This is a genomic window from Rhizobium sp. 9140 (assembly GCF_900067135.1).
Classification (GTDB): Bacteria; Pseudomonadota; Alphaproteobacteria; order Rhizobiales; family Rhizobiaceae; genus Ferranicluibacter.
In genome coordinates this window covers 302022-320229 of sequence record NZ_FJUR01000002.1, presented here as the reverse complement: position 1 = coordinate 320229, position 18208 = coordinate 302022, and the positions used below count along the sequence as shown (strand labels likewise).

Below are 18208 nucleotides of genomic sequence, written 5' to 3'. Positions count from 1 at the left end.
TTCCGGAGGACGATAGCTAGAGATAATATCTCTGTCAATGGTTGTATGATCTATTCCGTCGCAGTGCTGCGCGTACTGCGCATCAGAGCCCGGTAACGCTGCTGACTGCCCTTCAGATGGTTGCGCATCGCATCCCGCGCGGCGCCTTCGTCCCGGTCGGCGATAGCGCGGGCGATGGTCTCGTGTTCCTGCTGGATCTGCGAGAGGTAGTCGGCGGGCGTGGCCTCCGGCCTGTCGTTACCCAGAAGAGAGCGCGGTATCATCTGCTCGCCGATGGCCTGCAGCAGTTCACGGAAGCGGGGATTGTTGGTGCTGTCGGCAATGGCAAGGTGAAACGCGCGGTCGCTCTCCACCGTGGCCGTGCCCGATGCAATCTGGTTGTTCATCACGTGCAGAGCCTCGAAAACAAGCTCCTGCTGCGCCGGGGAACAGCGCCCGGCAGCAAGGCCCGCGGCCTCGATTTCGATCGCAGCGCGAACCTCCAGCATCTCGATGATGGATGACACGCGGTTGGGATCGACGCTTTGCAGGCCGCCCTGCGGCTTGGGTTGCGTGGCCAGAACGAACACGCCGACGCCATGCCGCACCTCCACCAGCCCGTCTGCCCGCAGGGACGCGATGGCCTCGCGGATCACGGTCCTGCTGACCTGGTGCTCCTCCGTCAAGCCACTCTCGCTCGCCAGTTTGTCGCCCGGCTTCAGTGTGCCGTCCGCAATGGCGGCACGCAGCCTGTGGCTGACGGTGGCCACAAGGTTCCGCCCTTTGCGCCCCGGCGCACCCTGCATGTCGTGGTCCGATCTCTTCACGTATCCCCGCTCTGCGAACGCGTTGTTTCGTCTGCTTTTAACATAGAGATAAACCATATGGCGCTGATGGCGGAAGAAATTAATTGACGTCAACCTGAAGTCTTATAGGATGACATACGTCAGTTATATGATAACAAGCGCTTTTGCTGGAGGCGGGACGTTTGGGCTCGAAGCGATCGATCGCTGGCGGAAACGCGCCTGACTCGGGCGGATGTGTGGAGGAGACGAACATGACCATTTACCAGAACCTTATTGCCGGCGAGTGGGTCGGGGCGCAGGCCTCCCGGAACCTGAGCCCGTCGGATACCAACGACGTCGTCGGTCTCTACGCCCAGGCCAGCGCCGACGATGCGAATGACGCCATCGCCGCAGCCAAAGCTGCGTTTCCGGCATGGTCGCGTTCCGGCATTCTGGAGCGCCACGCTATCCTGCGGAAGGCGTCTGACGAAATTCTCGCGCGCAAGGAAGAACTCGGCGCGCTGCTGGCGCGGGAGGAGGGTAAGGTGCTTCCCGAGGCGATCGGCGAGGTGACGCGCGCGGCCCAGATCTTCGATTTCTTCGCAGGCGAAGCATTGCGTCTGACGGGCGAGACCGTACCGTCTGCGCGGCCGGGGATCGGCGTCGAGGTGACGCGTGAGCCGCTTGGCGTCATCGGCATCATTACACCTTGGAATTTTCCGATCGCCATACCCGCCTGGAAAATCGCGCCGGCGCTTTGCTATGGCAATACGGTCGTTTTCAAGCCGGCGGATCTCGTTCCCGGTTGCGCTTGGGCGATCGTGGACATTCTCCACCGCGCGGGCCTCCCCAAGGGCGTGCTGAACCTCGTCATGGGGCGCGGCTCCGTCGTCGGGCAAGCGCTGCTCGACAGCCCGGATCTGGCCGGCCTCACATTCACGGGCTCTACGAGCACCGGCAAGCGGGTTGCTCTCGCCTCCATCGAGCATAACCGCAAGTTCCAGCTCGAAATGGGCGGCAAGAACCCGATGGTGGTTCTCGATGATGCCGACCTTTCGGTCGCGGTCGAGGCAGCCGCCAATTCAGGCTTCTTCTCCACCGGCCAGCGCTGCACCGCATCTTCCAGGCTGATCGTCACCGAAGGCATCCACGACCGTTTCGTCGCGGCGCTCACCGAGCGGCTGAAGACGCTGACGGTGGATAACGCCATGAAGCCCGGTACGCATATCGGTCCCGTGGTGGACGAGCGGCAGTTGAGGCAGGACACCGACTACATCGACATCGGCAAGGCCGAGGGAGCCAGGCTGGCCTTCGGCGGCGAGGTGCTGACGCGCGAAACGCCCGGCTTCTACCTTCAGCCGACGCTCTTCACCGAAGCGACCAACCAGATGCGCATCTCGCGCGAGGAGATTTTTGGGCCGGTGGTCAGCGTCATCAGGGCTCGGGATTATGACGAGGCGCTTTCCATCTCCAACGACACGCCGTTTGGTCTGTCGGCGGGCATCGCCACCACCAGCCTGAAGCACGCGACACACTTCAAGCGCAATGCGGAGGCCGGCATGGTCATGGTCAATCTGCCCACAGCCGGTGTCGATTTCCATGTGCCGTTCGGCGGCCGCAAGGCCTCCTCGTTCGGCCCGCACGAACAGGGCCGCTATGCCGCCGAGTTCTTCACCGTGGTGAAGACGGCCTACACGCTGGCCTGATCGAGGCGCACGCATACCACAATGACCGGCAGCGGCATCAGCCGCGCCTATCCGAGGAGGACATTCCGTGAAAATCGTCGACGTCAACGTGCGCGTCTTTGCCCACACCACCTATCGCCATCAGGACACGGCTGGCCATGCCCATCCGGGTCCGGCACACAAGGTGAACCTCGCGCTCCTGACCATCGTCGATGACGAGGGCGGCGAAGGCTATTGCTTCGCGGCGCCCGAGGTTGTGCGCCCGCATGTCATCGAGAAGTTCGTGAAGAAAGTGCTGATCGGCGCCGACCCCTTCGCGCGCGAACGGCTCTGGCAGGAGCTGGCGCACTGGCAGCGCGGCAGCGCGGCGCAGTTGACCGACAGGACGCTGGCGATCGTCGATTGCGCGCTGTGGGATCTCGCCGGGCGCAAGCTGAATATGCCCGTCCACAAGCTGATCGGCACCTACCGCGAGAAGATGCTCGCCTATGGCTCGATCATGTGCGGCGACGAGCTGGAGAACGGCTTGGCGACCCCGGAGGATTACGGCCGGTTTGCCGAAAAGCTCGTCGCGCGCGGCTACAAGGGCATCAAGCTGCACACCTGGATGCCACCGGTATCCTGGGCGCCGGATGTGACCATGGATCTCAAGGCCTGCGCGGCGGTGCGCGAAGCCGTTGGTCCGGATATTCACCTGATGATCGACGCGTTCCATTGGTATACCCGGACCGACGCCCTGAAGCTCGGTCGAGGGCTGGAGGCGCTCGGTTTCGACTGGATCGAGGAGCCGATGGACGAGCAGAGCTCCATGTCCTACGCATGGCTTTCCGAGAACCTGGATATACCCGTTCTCGGCCCGGAAAGCGCCGGCGGCAAACACTTCAGCCGTGCCGAATGGATCGCGACCAAAGCCTGCGACATCCTGAGGACCGGTGTTCACGATGTCGGCGGCATCAGTCCGGCCATGAAGTGCATGCATCTCGCCGAATCCTTCGGCATGAACTGCGAGATTCATGGAAACGGCGCGCCGAATCTCATCATTGCCGCCTGCTCGAAGAATGCAAATTGGTACGAGCGCGGACTGCTGCATCCCTTCCTGGAATACGATGACGGCTTCGAGTATCTGAACGGTCTCGTCGATCCGATGGACGCGGACGGCTACGTTCACATCTCCGACAAGCCGGGCCTCGGCGAAGACATCAACTTCGACTTCATCGACGCGAACCTCGTCGGCTGAGCTTCAGAGGACGCGGTCGAGCCAGTCGATCGCGTCGTCCTGCTGCTGCACCGCAAAGACATGGCCGCCGGGCACCATCTGTGTCCGGAGCGCATTCGGTACACCGATGGCATCCCAGATCGTATGCATCTGGCGGAAGGCCTCCGTGGCGATGGCTTCCAGGAAATGCCGGTCGTCGCGGCCGCTGAGAAAGAGGGCAGGCTTGGGCGCGGCAAGCGCTGCGAGATGGGGATAATCGATCCGACCGGCGATGCCGGGATGCAGCATGTAGAAGGCGGACTGGCCGCGCAGCTGGTTGCTGCCGGGCTGCATCAGGCCGGCAAGCGTTCCCATCCATCCCCCGGACACGCAGGCCTTCACATCGGGCGAGAGGGCGGCCAACTGCCAGGCTCGCGCACCACCCATCGAAAAGCCGAAGCTCGCCACGCGTTCCGGGTCGATCCCGTCGAGATGCTTGAGGAACGCAAAGGCTTCCAGATCTTCCTGAAGGACGACGCCGGCCAGCGACTGGCCGAACTGCATGAGGTTCGCCGCCAGCGCCTGCTGCCCCTCATATCCGGTTCCAGCCCTGCCGCCCCAGCCCAGTGCATCGACGCAGAGAACGCTGTACCCGCGACGCGCCAGAGAATTTCCGATATGGCGGCCACCGTAAAGACGGGCGACCCAGTCATCCGATAGCGCGGCCGTCTCTCTCGCCTCGTCAGGGCGCCGGATCAGCTTCTGTCGGCCGATGGAAAAGAAGGAGCCGTGATCGTGGAGCAGCAGGATGCCAGGCGTCGGCCCCTTCGCAGACGGGCGGAGCAGATAGGCATCGGCGGCCTCTCCGTTGGAGAAACCAAGCTGGAGATGCTGACCGAGAAGCCCGTCATCCTCCCACTCGGCAACAAGCGTCGCGGAGGGCCTGGCGACAGGCTCGACGACAAGCGCGCCGCGCACGGCGGCGAGCGTCGTGCTCCGCCACGTCACGACATCCGACATGGCCGGATCGAAGTTCCAGGCGAAAACGTTTCTATTCCGCAGTCGCCTTGCGAGATCCGGCATGTTCTCGCCGTCGATCATCCGCCGCGGCGCATGCGTTCGATCATCCGGTCGCGGCTGACCGTCAGATGCTGCCGCATCGCTAGCCGGGCGCCGTCGATATCGCGCTCCGCGATGGCGGCGAGGACCAGACGGTGCTCGTTGTTGACCCGCGCGAGATTCGCCTGAAATACCGCGTCTTCCACATCCTTGGTCTGCAACCGCATGCGCGGCATCAGCGTTTCGCCCAGATAGTTGAAGATGCCGAAGAAATGCTCGTTCTGGCTGGCCTTGGCCACCGCACAGTGAAACTCGAAATCCGTCTGGCTGTCGCGGACGATATCCCGGATGGCGTCGTCCATCGCGTCGCAGACGGCGGCCATGGCGTCGATGTCGACTTGCGTACGACGTTCGGCCGCCAGCGCCGCAGCTTCGGACTCGATGCCGATGCGAAGTTCGAGACCCTTCAACTGGTTCTCCACCATGGTCAGCCTTTCAGGGGCAAGCCGGAAGGGTGGAATACCCGCATCATCGCGAACGAAAGCGCCGACCCCGTGCTGGATGGAAACGAGGCCGCTCGCCCTCAGATTGGCGATCGCTTCGCGCACCACCGTTCGACTGACGCCGAGTTCGTCGATCAGCACCTTCTCCGTCGGTAGTTGCGAGCCGCGGGAGTATTCCCCTTGCCGGATGCGGTCGGCGAGCGTGCGGACGACCTGCGAGCTCAACGTCTCCCGCCTGCGCGCGGCAGCGGGAAGCGGAGCAGACTTGTCGGCATCTATCGTCATGGCGTAGAGCCCCTCCAGCGGGCGGTGAACCGTCAAACGGCCTGGTCGTAGGCAAGGCTCGCTTCGATCAGCTCCCGGGCATAGGGGTCGTTCGCCTTGCCCGTCGAGAGAACCGAGCGATCCATGATTTCCACCACGCGCCCATGCTGCATCACCGCCAGTCGTTCGCACATATGGTCGATTACCGCCAGATCATGGCTGACGAAGAGATAGGTGAGGTTGCGCCGGGTCCGCAGGTCCGCCAGCAGGTTCAGCACTTCGGCCTGAACGGAGACGTCGAGCGCGGACGTCGGCTCGTCGAGAAGCAGGATGCGCGGCTCGAGGATGAGCGCGCGCGCGATAGCGACGCGCTGGCGCTGCCCGCCGGAAAGCTCGTGCGGATAGCGGGCGAGAAAAGCGGGGTCGAGCCCGACATCGGTCAGCGCCCGTTCCATCCGCTCCAGCTGCCGGTCCATGCGGTGGATGCGCAAGGGCTCCTGCAACGCCGTGCGGATCGACTGGCGCGGGTGGAGCGAACCGTACGGGTCCTGAAACACCATCTGCACCATGCGGCAATAGTCGGCAAAGGGCATGTCCTTGATCGACGTGCCTTCCATCTCGATCGTGCCGTCCCAGAGCGTCAGCAGCCGGGCGATGCAGCGCAGGATGGTCGATTTGCCGGAGCCGGACTCGCCGACCAGCCCGAAGGATTCCCCCGGCTTGACGGAGAACGTGACGTCGCCGAGAATCCGACGCTTGGCGGCGCCGGAGCCAAGGTCGATCGATACGTTGCGAACATCGATGGCGTTCATGGCTGGGCCTCTTCCGTGATGCGCGCCGCCGGCTCGCGGTTGAGCACCGGCAAGGGGCGGCGGCTTCCGCCGATATGCGGCTGCGCGGCGAGCAGGCCGCGGGTGTAGGGGTGGACGCAATTCTGCATGTCGCGCGCCGCGCGCTCCTCCACCACTTCGCCATGGCGCATGACCAGCACCCTGTCGCAGAAATTGCGCACGAGGTTCAGGTCGTGGCTGATCATGATCAGGCCGATGCCCTTGTTGGTCACAAGCTCGTTCAGGATATTCAGCACCTGCATGCGCACCGTCACATCGAGCGCCGAGGTTGGCTCGTCGGCGATGATGATCTGCGGCTCGGGGATCAGCATCATGGCGATCATGATACGCTGGCCCATGCCGCCGGAGACCTCGTGCGGATAGAGGCCATAGACCCGCTCGGGATCGCGGATCTTCACCGCTTCGAGCATGGCGAGCGTTTTATCGCGTGCCACCTTGGCGGAGGCCTTGTTGTGAACGCGATAGGCTTCGGCGATCTGGTCGCCGACCCGGTGCACCGGGTTCAGCGAGAACTTCGGGTCCTGAAGGATCATGGAGATTCGCTGCCCCCGGATCGAGAGCATCTGCCGTTCCGTCGCGGCCAGAAGATCGGTGCCCTCGAAGTCCATCCGGTCTGCCTCGATCCGCGCGGTTGGCAGCAGCTTGAGGAGCGCGCGACCGATGGTCGATTTGCCCGAGCCGGATTCACCAACGATGCCGAGGCGTTCGCGGCCAAGGTCGAAGGAGACGCCCTTGACGACGGGCGTGAAGGTTCGCCCGTTTCGGTAGCTGACGCGCAGGCCTTCGACGCGAAGGAGGGGCGTGCGGTTGTCCATCTGCGTTTCCATCGTCGCCTCCCTAATGGCCCTGTTTCGGATCGAGCGCATCGCGCAGGCCATCGCCGAGCAGGTTGAAGGCGAGGCTGACAAGAAGGATGGCGCCGCCGGGGAAGGCGACCAGCCACCAGTTGTCGAGCATGTAGCGCCGGCCGGTGGCGATCATCGCGCCCCATTCCGGCAGCGGCGGCTGGGCGCCGAGGCCGAGAAAGCCGAGGCCTGCGGCCGTCAGGATGACGGTTGCCATGCTGAGCGTGACGCGCACGAGCACGGAGGGCAGGCACATCGGCATGATCGACTTGATGATGATGCGCAGTCTGGAGGCGCCCTGCATGCGCGACGCCGAGATGTAGTCCGCATTGCGGAAGGTCAGCGTTTCCGCGCGCGCCAGCCGGGCGATCGGCGGCCATGCGGTCAGGCCGATGGCGATGATGGCGTTCTCGAGGCTGGCGCCCAGCGCTGCCACGAAGGCGAGCGACAGGATGAGGCTCGGGAAGGACAGGAAGATGTCGGTGATCCGCATCATGACCGTGTCGTACCAGCCGCCGAAATAGCCGGCGGTCGTGCCGACCAGAAGGCCGAGCGGACCGACGATGACGGAGACGATGGTGATGATCGTCAGGCTGATGCGCGAGCCGTGGATGATGCGGCTCAGCACATCGCGCCCCAGCTCGTCTGTGCCGAACAGATGGGCGGCGGATGGCGGCTGGAGGGCCTGGGCGAGGTTGATCATGTTTGGCTCATAGGGCGCGATCCAGGGCGCGACGAGCGCCGTGAGGAGAAGGATCGCGATGACAATGAGGCCGAAGCCGGAGGAGGGGTTGGCGAGCAAGTCTTTGAGAACACGGAGCAGGCGGCTCCAGGCCGTGTAGGTTTTCTCACTGGAAGCGGTCATGGCTGCGGTCCCGATGTCGATGGTTTTCGTCGTCATGTCAGCGCGTCCTCGGGTCGAAGATCTTGTAGAGCGCATCGGACAGGAGATTGAGCCCGATGAAGATGACGCCCACGAGCAGCACGCAGGTCATCACCGCGTTCATATCGCCGACCAGCATGTTGTTGGTGATATACTGGCCAAAGCCCGGCCAGGAGAACACGGTCTCGATCAGCACGGCGCCTTCGAGCAGGCTGCCATAGGCGAGCGCGACGATGGTGACGAGCTGGACGCGGATATTGGCGAAGGCATGGTGCCAGATCGTCCGGCTCTTCGAGAGACCCTTCACCCGCGCCGTCGTCACATATTCCTGGTTCAACTGGTCCAGCATGAAGCTGCGGGTCATGCGGGTGATGTAGGCCATGGAGGAATAGCCGAGGATGCTCGCCGGCAGCAGCAGGTGGTTGACGGCATCCCGGAAGACCTCCCAGTCCCCGGCCAGCATCGAGTCGATCAGCAGGAAACCCGTGGTCTCCGGCACGAGGCCGATATAGTAGTCCGACAACCGGCCGCCGCCGCCCACCAGATCAAGAGCCGCGTAGAAGACGATGAGGCCGATCATGCCGGTCCAGAAGATCGGCATGGAATGGCCGATGAGCGTCAGGAAGCGGATGACGTGATCGACCGGCTTGTTGCGGCGTACGGCTGCGAGAATGCCGAGGGGAATGCCGAGCCCGGCCCCGACGATGATGGCGAAGGTCGCAAGCTCGATCGTTGCCGGCATCACGTGCAGGATATCGTTGATGACGGGCTGGCCGGTGCGGATCGAGACGCCGAAGTCGCCGTGAAGCAGGTCGCTCACATATTTGAAGAACTGCTGGTAGAGCGGCAGGTTCGCCCCGATCCGCTCGGCAACCATCTCGTAGGTTGCCCGGTCCGCCTCCTCCCCGACGATCGCGCGCACGGGATCGACCGGCATCAGGCGGCCGATGCAGAAGGTGAGGATCAGAAGGCCGATGAGGGTGACCAGAATGGTTCCTGCCTGCCTGCCGAAAGCAGAAAAGCGCGCATTATTCATGACGGCGTCCTTGAAATGCAAAGGGTCGAGGGGCGGCAGCCGGCGTGCGGGCACGCCGGCCAAAGCGCGCTAGCGCTCCTTCGTTACCGTGCGCAGCCGCGTGGACCAGGACGGATTCAGCGCCAGTCCCTTGATGTCGGCGCGGTAGCCGACGCTGTCGACCACCTCGGCGAAGGGCTGGATGGCCGGTACGACATCGGCGTAATAGGTCTGGATCGCTTCGTAATCCTTGACCTGCTTCGCCTTGTCCGTCTCAACGAGCGCCGCGTCGACCATGCTGTTGATCTTTTCGTCGTAGAAAGACGTGCGCCAGCCCTGGAAATTGGTCAGCTTGGCTTCGTCGGCATTGTCGGGATTGTAGACGATGGCGCGCAGGTTGCTGTCCGGGTGCGGCAACTGCCCGCCGCCGCCGCGGCCGACGAGGAGTTCATACTTCCGTTCGCGCATCGCGCCGTAGATCTGGTCGCCGCTGCCGGTGATGATCTCGGCCTTGATGCCACCCTGCGCCAGCGTTGCCTGGATGGCCGTCGCCGCATTCATGAAGGGTGCGTCGGAGATCGCGCGGAGCGTGGTCGAGAAACCGTCGGGATAACCGGCTTCCGCCAGCAGCGCCTTTGCCTTCTCCACGTCCAGTTTGTAGCCGGCATTCGGCAGGGCGCCGAAAAGGCCGGTCTGGATCGGACGATCCCGCAGGCGCCCGAAGTAGGGCAGCACGGTGTCGTTCAGCCCCTGATAGTCGATCAGGTAGCGCAATGCCTCGCGCACCTTCGGCTTCTGGAACTTCTCGTCCTTCATGGAGACGGCGAGGTAGTAGAACCCGCTGCCGCCATTGGTCTGCACCTCAACCTTGTCGCTCTTCTCCAGCGCCTTCAGGTCGGCTGCCGACATCGAATAGGCAATGTCGATATCGCCCTTTTCGAGCATCAGTCGCTGGCTCTGGGATTCCGCCAGATGCCGCATCATGATGCGCTTCATGCCGGGCGCATCGCCCCAGTAGCTCTCGTTGCGGTCGAGAATAACGCGCTCGTTGGAGCGCCACTGACCGAGCGTGTAGGGGCCGGAGCCTGCGGAATTGTTGGTGAGCCAGGCAGAGCCGAGATCGCCGGCCTTGTCGTGTTCCATCACGACCTTGCTGTCGAGCACCGAGCCGGGGCCGACGATGCCGAGCGTCTGGACGATGATCTCCGGATCGACTTTCTTCGGCAGGGTGATGACGACCGTCGTCTCGTCGGGTGCCGTGAAGCTCTGGTCGGCATTGGCGGCGGTGAAGCCGTGCGTCTTGAGGAACGAGGCCTGGGCGAGATTCAGCGTCAGCAGGCGCTTCAGCGACCAGATGACATCAGCCGAGGTCACCGGGTTGCCGGAGGCGAAGGTCGCGCCGGATCTCAGCTTGAAGGTGATTGCCGTGTTGTCGGGGCTGATGCTCCAGCTCTCGGCGAGCTGCGGATTGACCTGCGCGCGGTTGACGGCGTCGAGCCCAACAAGGTTATCATATATGTTGGCGAGGACTTGTACCGTCTCCTTGCCGGTAATGGCGGCGGGATCCAGCGTCAGGATATTGCTCATGGAAAAGCCGACAACCAGCATATTCGGCGGCGTTTCTGCCCATGCCGGGCTGGTCAGCAAGGTGGAACCAACCAAAATCGTCGACAGTGCTTTGATCATGCGATGCATCATTTCCTCCACACGCTGCTCCCCAGCAGCATTCCGTTCCTCAACTCCGAAACAAGAGATATGATGTCCTACCTTGACTGTCAATCGGATTTGGTTGGATGCGCAAGAGGGCTGCACACACGGGAGGACAGACGCGGCCAAAGGCAGCGATGATCGCATGATGGGGTTGCATAGGATTCAGCTGTCCGACACGTCAAGAACGAGCGGCCGGATGGTATCGGGACAGGAGCGCGGCGCTCCTGTCACCCTGCTAGACGCTCAGCATCGACATGATCAGCGAGGCACTGCTTTCGCTCGGCTGTTCGGATGTGGCGGAGGCCTCGCTTTGCGCGCTGGACGTCTCCGAACCCGAGGCGACCCGGGCACTGGAGGTGCTCGTGGTCGTCTGGGCGTTGATCGCCACGTCCGTCAGGGCCTGCAGCTGCGCGGAGGTCATGCCGTTGATCTGGGCGGGCGTGAAGGCCTCTGCCTGTGCAACGGTGAGGCCCGAAATGGCGCGCGTGCTCAAACCGGAGATCGCGCCGGTGCCGAGCGCAATGATATGTTCCGGCGTCAGCCGGACCAGATCGTCCGAGCCGAGGGCCGCCGCCTGCATCAGGCCGAAGGCGCCGACCTGCGATGTCGTGAGCATCTCGATCTGCGCCGGGGTCAGGGCGCTGACCTGACTATAACCGAGGGCCGCGACCTGGCCGGTCGTCAAAGCCGCGATACTGGTCGATGTCAGGCCGGAAACGATCGTTGTGCTCAATCCTTTGATAGCGCCCGGCGAGATCGCGGCGATATCCTGCGCAGAGAAGGTTGCGAGGTGCGTCGTGGTCAGGCCAGCGAGACCGCTCTGGCTGAGGGCGGTGATCTGGCTGGTCGTGAGCGTATCCACCTGCTCGGCGCTCAGCACGCCAAGCTGCGCGCTCGTCAGCCCGGCAACGGTGCCCGTCCCGAGGCCGGCGATTTCGGTGAGAGACAGCGCAGCGATGAAGGCGGTCGGGAGACCCTTTACGGCCGTCGAGCCGAGGGCGCCGATTTTGGCGGGCTTCAGCGTTGCGAGGCTGTCCGTCGTGAGGCCCGCAATGGCCTCCGAACTCAGCGCCGCGATCTGGCCGGTTGACAGGACCTGCATTTGTGCGGCGCTGAGCGCTGCTGCCTGACCGCTGCTGATGCCGGCAAGGCCCTTGATGCTCAGGGCGGCAAGCTGGTTATCCGAAAGACCGGCGATGCCGGTCGTCGTCAGGGCGCCGATCTGGGCGGAGGTCAGCGCACCGACCTGTGCGAGGCTCAGGGCCTCGATCTGGCTGGAGGTGAGGGCGGCGATCTGCGTCGAGGCGAGCCCCGAAATGCCGCCCGGGCTCAGGGCCGCGATCTGCTGCTGCGTCAATGAGGAGAGCATGGCCGACGAGAGACCCGCGATGGCCGTCGAGCTGATGGCGGCGATCTCGCTTGTGGTGAAGCGGTCGATATCATCCGCGCCGAGGGCCGCCAGCTGGCGGGAATCGAGCACCGCGATCTGCGACGCCGTCAGCGCTTCGGCCTGATCGACGCTGAGAGTTGCGATCTGTGCCGTGCCGAGGCCTGCAATCGCAGATGTGCCGAGTGCGGCGATCTGGTTCAGGGAGAGCGATGCGATCGCCGTCGTGGAGAGGCCGGGAATAGCGAGAGAGCTGATCGCCGCGAGCTGCCCCGTACCCAGGTTGTCCAAGGCATCGGTGCTGAGCAGGGCCAGTTGTTGCGACGAAAGCGTTCCCATCTGAACGGCCGTCAGAGCCTTGACCTGATCGATCGTGAGGATGGAGATCGCGGCCGTGGAGAGACCGGCAATGCCGCTCGTACCCAATGCGCCAATCTGGGCGGGAGACAAGAGGGCAATATCCTCGGTTCCCAGAACGGACGCCTGCCGGGAGGAGAGCGCACCAAGCTGCGCGGTCGTCAGCGCTTCGATCTGGTCACTGTTCAGCGAAGCGATCTGATCGGTGCTGAGCCCCGCCACGCCGGAGGCGCTGAGGGCTGCGACCTGTTCCGCAGACAGCGACACGATCGCCGTCGTTGACAGGCCGGGGATAGCCGCAGAGCCGAAGGCGGCGATATCCGCCGTCGAGAAGCCGTCGAGATCCTCATTGGCCAGCGCTGCGACCTGGGCGGAGCTCAGTGCTGCGACCTGCGTCGGCGTGAAGGCAGCCGTCTGGTCCGTGGTCAGGGCGGCGATCTGCGTGGCCGTGAGGCCAGCGACGCCGTCGGCGCTCAGAGCGGCCATCTGGCGGAGAGAGAGGACCGCGACGGCTGCTGTCCCGAGTGCGGCAACCTGTTTGGAGGTGAGTGCTGCGACCTGCGCGGTTGTCAGGCCATCGACCTGGTCGCTCGATAGGGCTGCGATCTGCATGCTGCTCAGGCCGGCAATGCTGCCGGTGCTGAGAGCAGCGACGCCCTCGGCCGAAAGCGTTGCGATCGTCGCCGTGGACAGGCCGGCAATGGCCGAGGCGGAAATGGCAGCGATATCGGTAAGGCTGAAGCGGGCAAGCGCGCCGGTGCCGAGCGCTGCCAGCTGCCGCGAGCCAAGAGCTGCGATCTGGACGCCGTTCAGAGCTTCCGCCTGATCGGCACTCAGTGCGCCGATCTGCTGGGTGGTCAGGCCGGCAACGCCTGCGGCGCTCAGCGCGGCGATCTGTGTCGCCGTCATCGCGGCGACATCGCTGGCAGCGAGAACGGCCACCTGTCGTGAACTCAGGGCAGCGATCTGGGTGGTGCCAAGAGCCTGCACCTGCGTGCTGCTCAGATGCGCGATCAACGATGTGCTGAGCCCGCTGATGCCGCTCGCGCTGATGGCGGCGATCTGGTCGTTCGTCAAAGCAGTGACGGCCTCGGAGGTCAGCCCCGCCATCGCATCGGACGAGAGAGCGCTGAAGTTCCTGGGCAGGATGGCCTGGATGTCGGTGGAGGTCAGCACGGCCGTCTGCCGGGAGGTGAGGGCGCCCAGCTGAGCACGGGTCAGCGCTGCGATCTGGTCTGCGCTCAGGGCGTCGATCTGGCGGGAGCCGAGGGCTGCGACAGCCGCAGTGCTCAATGCTGCAATTTTGCTTGGATCAAGCGATGCAATGGTAGCGGAAGACAGACCGACGATGGCAGCCGCATCGATCGCGGCGATCTCGCGTGTCGTGAAAGTGGCGATGGCGCTGGAGGACAGCGCGGATAGCTGGGACGAGCTAAGGGCTGCGATCTGCACACCGGTCAGGGCTTCCACCTGCTCTGTCTGCAGCGCTGCCAGCTGCCGGGTGGTCAAGCCGTGCATGCCGGACGCGCTGAGAGCGGCGATCTGGTTCGTGGAGAGCGTGGCGATCGTGTCCGTGGTCAGGCCGGCAATCGCAGTGGATGTAATAGCTGCGATATCCCTCGTCGAGAAGGTGGCCATGTCGTCCGACCGGAGGCCCGACATCTGACCCGACGTCAGGTTCCCCACCTGGACACTGGTCAGCGCTTCCGCCTGGTCCGTCGTCAACACGGCGACGTGCTGCGAGGTGAAGCCGGAAATCGCCGCGCTCGAAAGCGCTGCGATCTGCGCCGTCGAGAGCACGGCGACGTTGGCCGTTGCGAGGGCACCGATCTGGGCCGAGCTCAAGCCGGCGACCTGCCGGGTGGAGAGATTGACGATCTGGTCCGCACCAAGCGCTGCGATCTGGGCGGTCGAGAGACCACTGACCGCGCTGCTGCTTAGTGACCCGATGCGCTGTGCGGAGAACGCAACGATATCCGCCGTGCTAAACCCGGCCATCTGCTGGGATGTCATCCCGCCCAGTTGAGCGGAGGTCAGCGTCGCCAGTTGCATGTCGCTGAGGGCTGCGATCTGGTCGGTCCCGAGCGCGCCGATCGCAAGCGGCGTCATGGCGGCTACCTGATCGGTTGAGAAGACGGAAATGTTCTCGGCGAGCGCTTCCATCTGCGCGGACGTCAGCTGTTTGACCTGCAAAGCGGAAAGGGCGGCGAGTTGCCCGGTGGAGAAAGCCGACGCCTGCAGGGTCGAGAGGCCGGCCAGCGCAGCCGTCCCCAGCGCTGCGACCTGTGCGGTGGAAAGGGCCGCAACGAGATCCGTACCGATGCCCGAGAGTGCCTGGCTGCCGAGGGCGGCGATGTTTGCAGTCGGGAAGGCGGCGATATCCTCGACCTCAAGTGCGGCCATCTGCGCAACGCTCAGGGCCTTGACCTGAGCGACCGAGAGGGACGCGATCTGGCTTGCGGCCATCGCCGAGATCTGCGTGGTCGTCAGCCGCGCGATCGCACCCGTGCTCAGCGCGCCGATCTTGTCCGCGGTCAGACTTTCCATCACATCGCCACTGAGGCCCGATATGGCTGTGGTGCTGATGGCCGCGAACTCTTCCTTCGAGAAGGTCGCGATGTCATCGGCGCCGAGCGCGGCGAGCTGTGCTGCGGTCAGCACGCGGATCTGGACCAACGACAGCGCCTCGGCCTGCGCCGTCCCGAGCGCCTCGATCTGCGCCGTCGTCAGGCTTGCGATGGCCGATGTTCCCAAGGCGGCGATCTTGGCAGTCCCAAGCGTCGCCACGGCATCGGCGCTGAGGCCGGAAAGGGCGCGGCTGTTGATCGCGGCAACATTGGGAACTGAAAATGCCGCCATATCGCTCGTGTTGAGCACGGTGAAATGCTGCGCGGTCAACCGTGCGACCTGGGTGGTGCTGAGAGCCGCAAGATGGGCCGTGCTGAGGGCAGCCATTTGCGCCGTCGAAAGTACCGCCACCGAATTCGCGTTCAGAGCAGCCACTTGTGCGGTCGAGAGCGACCCGATCTGATCTGCCGACAGTGCCGCAATCTGCGTTGTCCGCAAAGCTGCGACTTGCGCGGTCGTCAGCGCAGCCAGCTGGTTTCCTGAAAGGGCTGCAATATTGAGGCCCTGAACCGCCGTCGTGGTCATCGCCGCGACATCGTCCGTGGAGAGGACGGCGATAGCCTCGTCGCTCAAGCCGGAGATTTGCACGGACGTCAGGGCGGCCATCTGTGTTGGTGACAGAACCTCGATCTGCGCCGTGCCCATTGCGGCCAGCTGTCCCTTCGTTAGTCCGGCAACCTGCGTTGTCGTCAAAGCGGCAATCTGCGCTGTCGAAAGCGTTGCGGCCACGTCCGTCGTCAGGCCGGACAGGGACGATTTGGAAATCGCTCTGATATTGTCGGCCGAGAGAGAAGCGATATCATCCGCGCCGAGGGCAGAAAGCTGAGAAGCGGTCAGGGCCTTGATCTGATCGGACGACAGCGCGGCAACCTGGCCCGTCTGCAGGGCCTCGATCTGGGCAAACGTCAGGCTGACGATGGCGCTTGTGCTCAGGGCCGCGATCTTGTCGCTCGACAGCGCGGCGAGAATGTCGGTCTGCAGGCCCGAGATCGCCCTGTTGGTAATGGCGGTCATGTCCTCGGTCGAGAAGGTACCGATGCCTGCAGTATCGAGCGCGGCAAGCTGTGTCGCGGAGAGGGCTCGGATCTGTCCGGGTAAGAGGGCCTCGACCTGCAGACTGCTCATGGCCGATAGCTGTAGCGTCGTCAGGGCGCCCGTCTGACTAGAGGTGAACGCCGCGATCTGGTCTGTGGACAGGATCGCCAGAGTGCTGGTGCCCAGCCCCCGGATGGCGGACGTTGAAATGGCCGCTATGGCCGCGGACGAGAAGGAGGCCAACGCGGCGGCGCTAAAGGCCGAGATCTGCGTTGCGTTCAGTGCGCGAGCTTGCTGAGAGGTGAGGGCTGCCGTCTTCTCGGCCGTCAGACTGCTGATTTGCAGTGTGCTGAGGCCTGCAATCGTCTGCGGGCCGAGCTTTGCGATCTGCGCCGTGGAGAGCGTCTCAAACTGCTCCGAACCCCAGCCGCTGATCTGCACTGCACTGAGAGCGGCGATCTGCGCCGGGAGCAGGGCCGGCAGGTGCTCGGTCGTCAGGGCGTTGACCTGGGTGCTCGTCAGCGCGGCGAGGGTGGCGGTGCTGAGCGCAGCGAGTTGTGCGTTTGAAAGTGCCGCAACGACATCGGTCTTCAGCCCTCGCACGGCCTGGCCACTGATGGCGGCGATATCGGTGGGGGAGAAATTGGCGATATCGTCAGCGTCGAGGGCGGCCAGCTGGGTCGAGCTGAGGGCTTTGACCTGCACGGGTGTGAGGGCTTCCAGCTGCGCGCCGTTCAGCGCCTCGATCTGCCGGCTGCTCAGACTGGCGATGACGCTGGTCGCGAGCGCCGTAATGTGACCGTCCGTCAGCCCGGGGATGGCGTCCGGCTGAATTCCGGAAAATGTCTGCGCCGTCACGGCGGACATCGCAGACGTCGACAATGCGGCGATCTGGCTGGACGACAGGGCGGAGACCTGCGTGGAGGTGAGGCTCTTGACCTGCGTGAAGGACAAACCGCCGATCTGGTCCGAGGACAGGGCGACCATCTGGTCCGTGGTCAAGGCTGCGACGGATCTCGGTGCCAGCGCTACGATCTGACCGCTGTTGAAGGCCGCCAGCTGCCCTGTGCTCAACGAGGAAATCTGCGATGCCCCCAGAGCGGAGACCTGCGCAGGCGAGAGCGCGGACAGCCTGTCATTCGACAGGCTGCCAATACGCAAACCGGCGATCGACCGGATGGAGATCGCCGCGACGTCCTCGATGGAAAGAACGTCGACATCTTCCGGCTCGAGCGCCGCAAGCTGGAGCGAGCTGAGGGCGGAAACCTGTGAGGAGGTGAACGATTCGACCTGATCCTTGCTCAGGGCGACGATCTGGTCGCTCGACAGGTTCGAGACGGCGCCGGTGTTCAGAGCCGAAATCTGATCGTTCGTCAGCGCAGACAGCACATCCGTCCGAAGTCCGCGAATGGCGGTGCCGGAGATCGCGTTCATGTCGTCCGTCGAAAAGGTCGCGAGGTCTTCCGCACTCAGGGCGGCGATCTGGGCGCTGGTCAGCGCTCTGATCTGGGCCGGCGTCAGGGCTTCCGCCTGATCGGTCGTCAATGCGCCGATCTGCGTCGTCGTCATTCCGCCGACCTGGGAGGAGGAGAGCGCCTCGATGCCGGTCTTGTGCAGGGCGCTGAGCTGATCGAGCGTCAGACCGACAATGGCCGCGCGGGAAATGGCGCTGAGCTGCTCGGTGCTGAGAATCTCCACATCCTCGACGTCGAGGGCGGCGATCTGAGCGGAGGAGAGGGCCTTGATCTGGAGCGTGGAAAGGGAGCTGACATCTTCGGTCGTCCAGGCCGCAACGGCGGGTGTGGACAGGGACCGGATTTGCGTGACGCTCAGGCCGGAAGCAATTGTCGTCATGCTATCAATCCCCACACTTAACCGGCCCACTCACGACGGGCGCCGAGCCCTGCAACGGACAAAACTCTCCTTCCGAACGAGCATGGGCGAACACCCCATCGATACGGCTGGTTACCGTCTTGAGTATTGCCTCTGGCTTGCATGAGCCTGAAGTGAGCAACCTGAAAGGATTG

At 64.1% G+C, this 18208-nt stretch carries 11 protein-coding genes; 2 read left to right on the top strand and 9 right to left on the bottom strand.

Going from position 1 to position 18208, the window contains the following annotated elements; genetic code table 11:
- Positions 1 to 50: 50 nt before the first annotated feature.
- Positions 51 to 806: a FadR/GntR family transcriptional regulator gene (locus GA0004734_RS18820; RefSeq protein WP_348626098.1), complete on the bottom strand. Its 756-nt coding sequence runs from the start codon at positions 804 to 806 to the stop codon at positions 51 to 53.
- A 230-nt stretch (positions 807 to 1036) separates the two neighbouring features.
- On the opposite strand from GA0004734_RS18820, the gene GA0004734_RS18815 reads away from it, so the two are divergent.
- Together GA0004734_RS18815 and GA0004734_RS18810 are read left to right on the top strand one after the other, a co-directional pair.
- Positions 1037 to 2470, top strand: coding sequence for an aldehyde dehydrogenase family protein (locus GA0004734_RS18815; protein ID WP_092936889.1), 1434 nt, complete (start codon positions 1037 to 1039; stop codon positions 2468 to 2470).
- Positions 2471 to 2537: 67 nt separating this feature from the next.
- Positions 2538 to 3686 carry a mandelate racemase family protein gene (locus tag GA0004734_RS18810; protein WP_092936887.1) on the top strand — a complete coding sequence of 383 codons (1149 nt, stop codon included), beginning with the start codon at positions 2538 to 2540 and terminating at the stop codon, positions 3684 to 3686.
- A gap of 3 nt (positions 3687 to 3689) precedes the next feature.
- On the opposite strand, the gene GA0004734_RS18805 is transcribed toward GA0004734_RS18810, so the two are convergent.
- The 8 genes from GA0004734_RS18805 to GA0004734_RS18770 all read right to left on the bottom strand — a co-directional run bounded on the left by GA0004734_RS18805 (position 3690) and on the right by GA0004734_RS18770 (position 18035).
- The gene (locus tag GA0004734_RS18805) at positions 3690 to 4727 is read right to left on the bottom strand and encodes an alpha/beta fold hydrolase (protein WP_245292545.1); all 1038 of its coding nucleotides are present in this window, start codon (positions 4725 to 4727) and stop codon (positions 3690 to 3692) included.
- 14 nt (positions 4728 to 4741) lie between these two features.
- The gene (locus GA0004734_RS18800) at positions 4742 to 5527 is read right to left on the bottom strand and encodes a FadR/GntR family transcriptional regulator (RefSeq protein ID WP_245292544.1); all 786 of its coding nucleotides are present in this window, start codon (positions 5525 to 5527) and stop codon (positions 4742 to 4744) included.
- Positions 5524 to 6282 (bottom strand): ABC transporter ATP-binding protein, encoded by a 759-nt coding sequence (locus tag GA0004734_RS18795; protein WP_092936881.1) that lies wholly within the window; start codon positions 6280 to 6282, stop codon positions 5524 to 5526. The genes GA0004734_RS18800 and GA0004734_RS18795 overlap by 4 nt, the downstream gene beginning before the upstream one ends.
- On the bottom strand, positions 6279 to 7148 hold the full coding sequence (locus GA0004734_RS18790; protein WP_245292543.1) for an ABC transporter ATP-binding protein: 870 nt from the start codon (positions 7146 to 7148) through the stop codon (positions 6279 to 6281). The genes GA0004734_RS18795 and GA0004734_RS18790 overlap by 4 nt, the downstream gene beginning before the upstream one ends.
- A gap of 10 nt (positions 7149 to 7158) precedes the next feature.
- A complete protein-coding gene (locus GA0004734_RS18785; protein ID WP_092938169.1) occupies positions 7159 to 8031 on the bottom strand; it encodes an ABC transporter permease in 873 nt (290 codons plus the stop codon).
- A gap of 37 nt (positions 8032 to 8068) precedes the next feature.
- Positions 8069 to 9085 carry an ABC transporter permease gene (locus GA0004734_RS18780; protein ID WP_092938167.1) on the bottom strand — a complete coding sequence of 339 codons (1017 nt, stop codon included), beginning with the start codon at positions 9083 to 9085 and terminating at the stop codon, positions 8069 to 8071.
- Between the two features lie 69 nt (positions 9086 to 9154).
- On the bottom strand, positions 9155 to 10759 hold the full coding sequence (locus GA0004734_RS18775) for an ABC transporter substrate-binding protein (RefSeq protein WP_245292594.1): 1605 nt from the start codon (positions 10757 to 10759) through the stop codon (positions 9155 to 9157).
- 250 nt (positions 10760 to 11009) lie between these two features.
- Positions 11010 to 18035, bottom strand: coding sequence for a beta strand repeat-containing protein (locus GA0004734_RS18770; RefSeq protein ID WP_092936875.1), 7026 nt, complete (start codon positions 18033 to 18035; stop codon positions 11010 to 11012).
- Positions 18036 to 18208 lie beyond the last annotated feature (173 nt).

Coding starts and splice junctions, on each gene's coding strand:
- GA0004734_RS18815 (WP_092936889.1), top strand. CDS start 1,037: ATGACCATTTACCAGAACCTTATTGCCGGCGAGTGGGTCGGGGCGCAG.
- GA0004734_RS18805 (WP_245292545.1), bottom strand. CDS start 4,727: ATGCCGGATCTCGCAAGGCGACTGCGGAATAGAAACGTTTTCGCCTGG.
- GA0004734_RS18795 (WP_092936881.1), bottom strand. CDS start 6,282: ATGAACGCCATCGATGTTCGCAACGTATCGATCGACCTTGGCTCCGGC.
- GA0004734_RS18790 (WP_245292543.1), bottom strand. CDS start 7,148: ATGGAAACGCAGATGGACAACCGCACGCCCCTCCTTCGCGTCGAAGGC.
- GA0004734_RS18785 (WP_092938169.1), bottom strand. CDS start 8,031: ATGACCGCTTCCAGTGAGAAAACCTACACGGCCTGGAGCCGCCTGCTC.
- GA0004734_RS18780 (WP_092938167.1), bottom strand. CDS start 9,085: ATGAATAATGCGCGCTTTTCTGCTTTCGGCAGGCAGGCAGGAACCATT.
- GA0004734_RS18775 (WP_245292594.1), bottom strand. CDS start 10,759: ATGCATCGCATGATCAAAGCACTGTCGACGATTTTGGTTGGTTCCACC.
- GA0004734_RS18770 (WP_092936875.1), bottom strand. CDS start 18,035: ATGACGACAATTGCTTCCGGCCTGAGCGTCACGCAAATCCGGTCCCTG.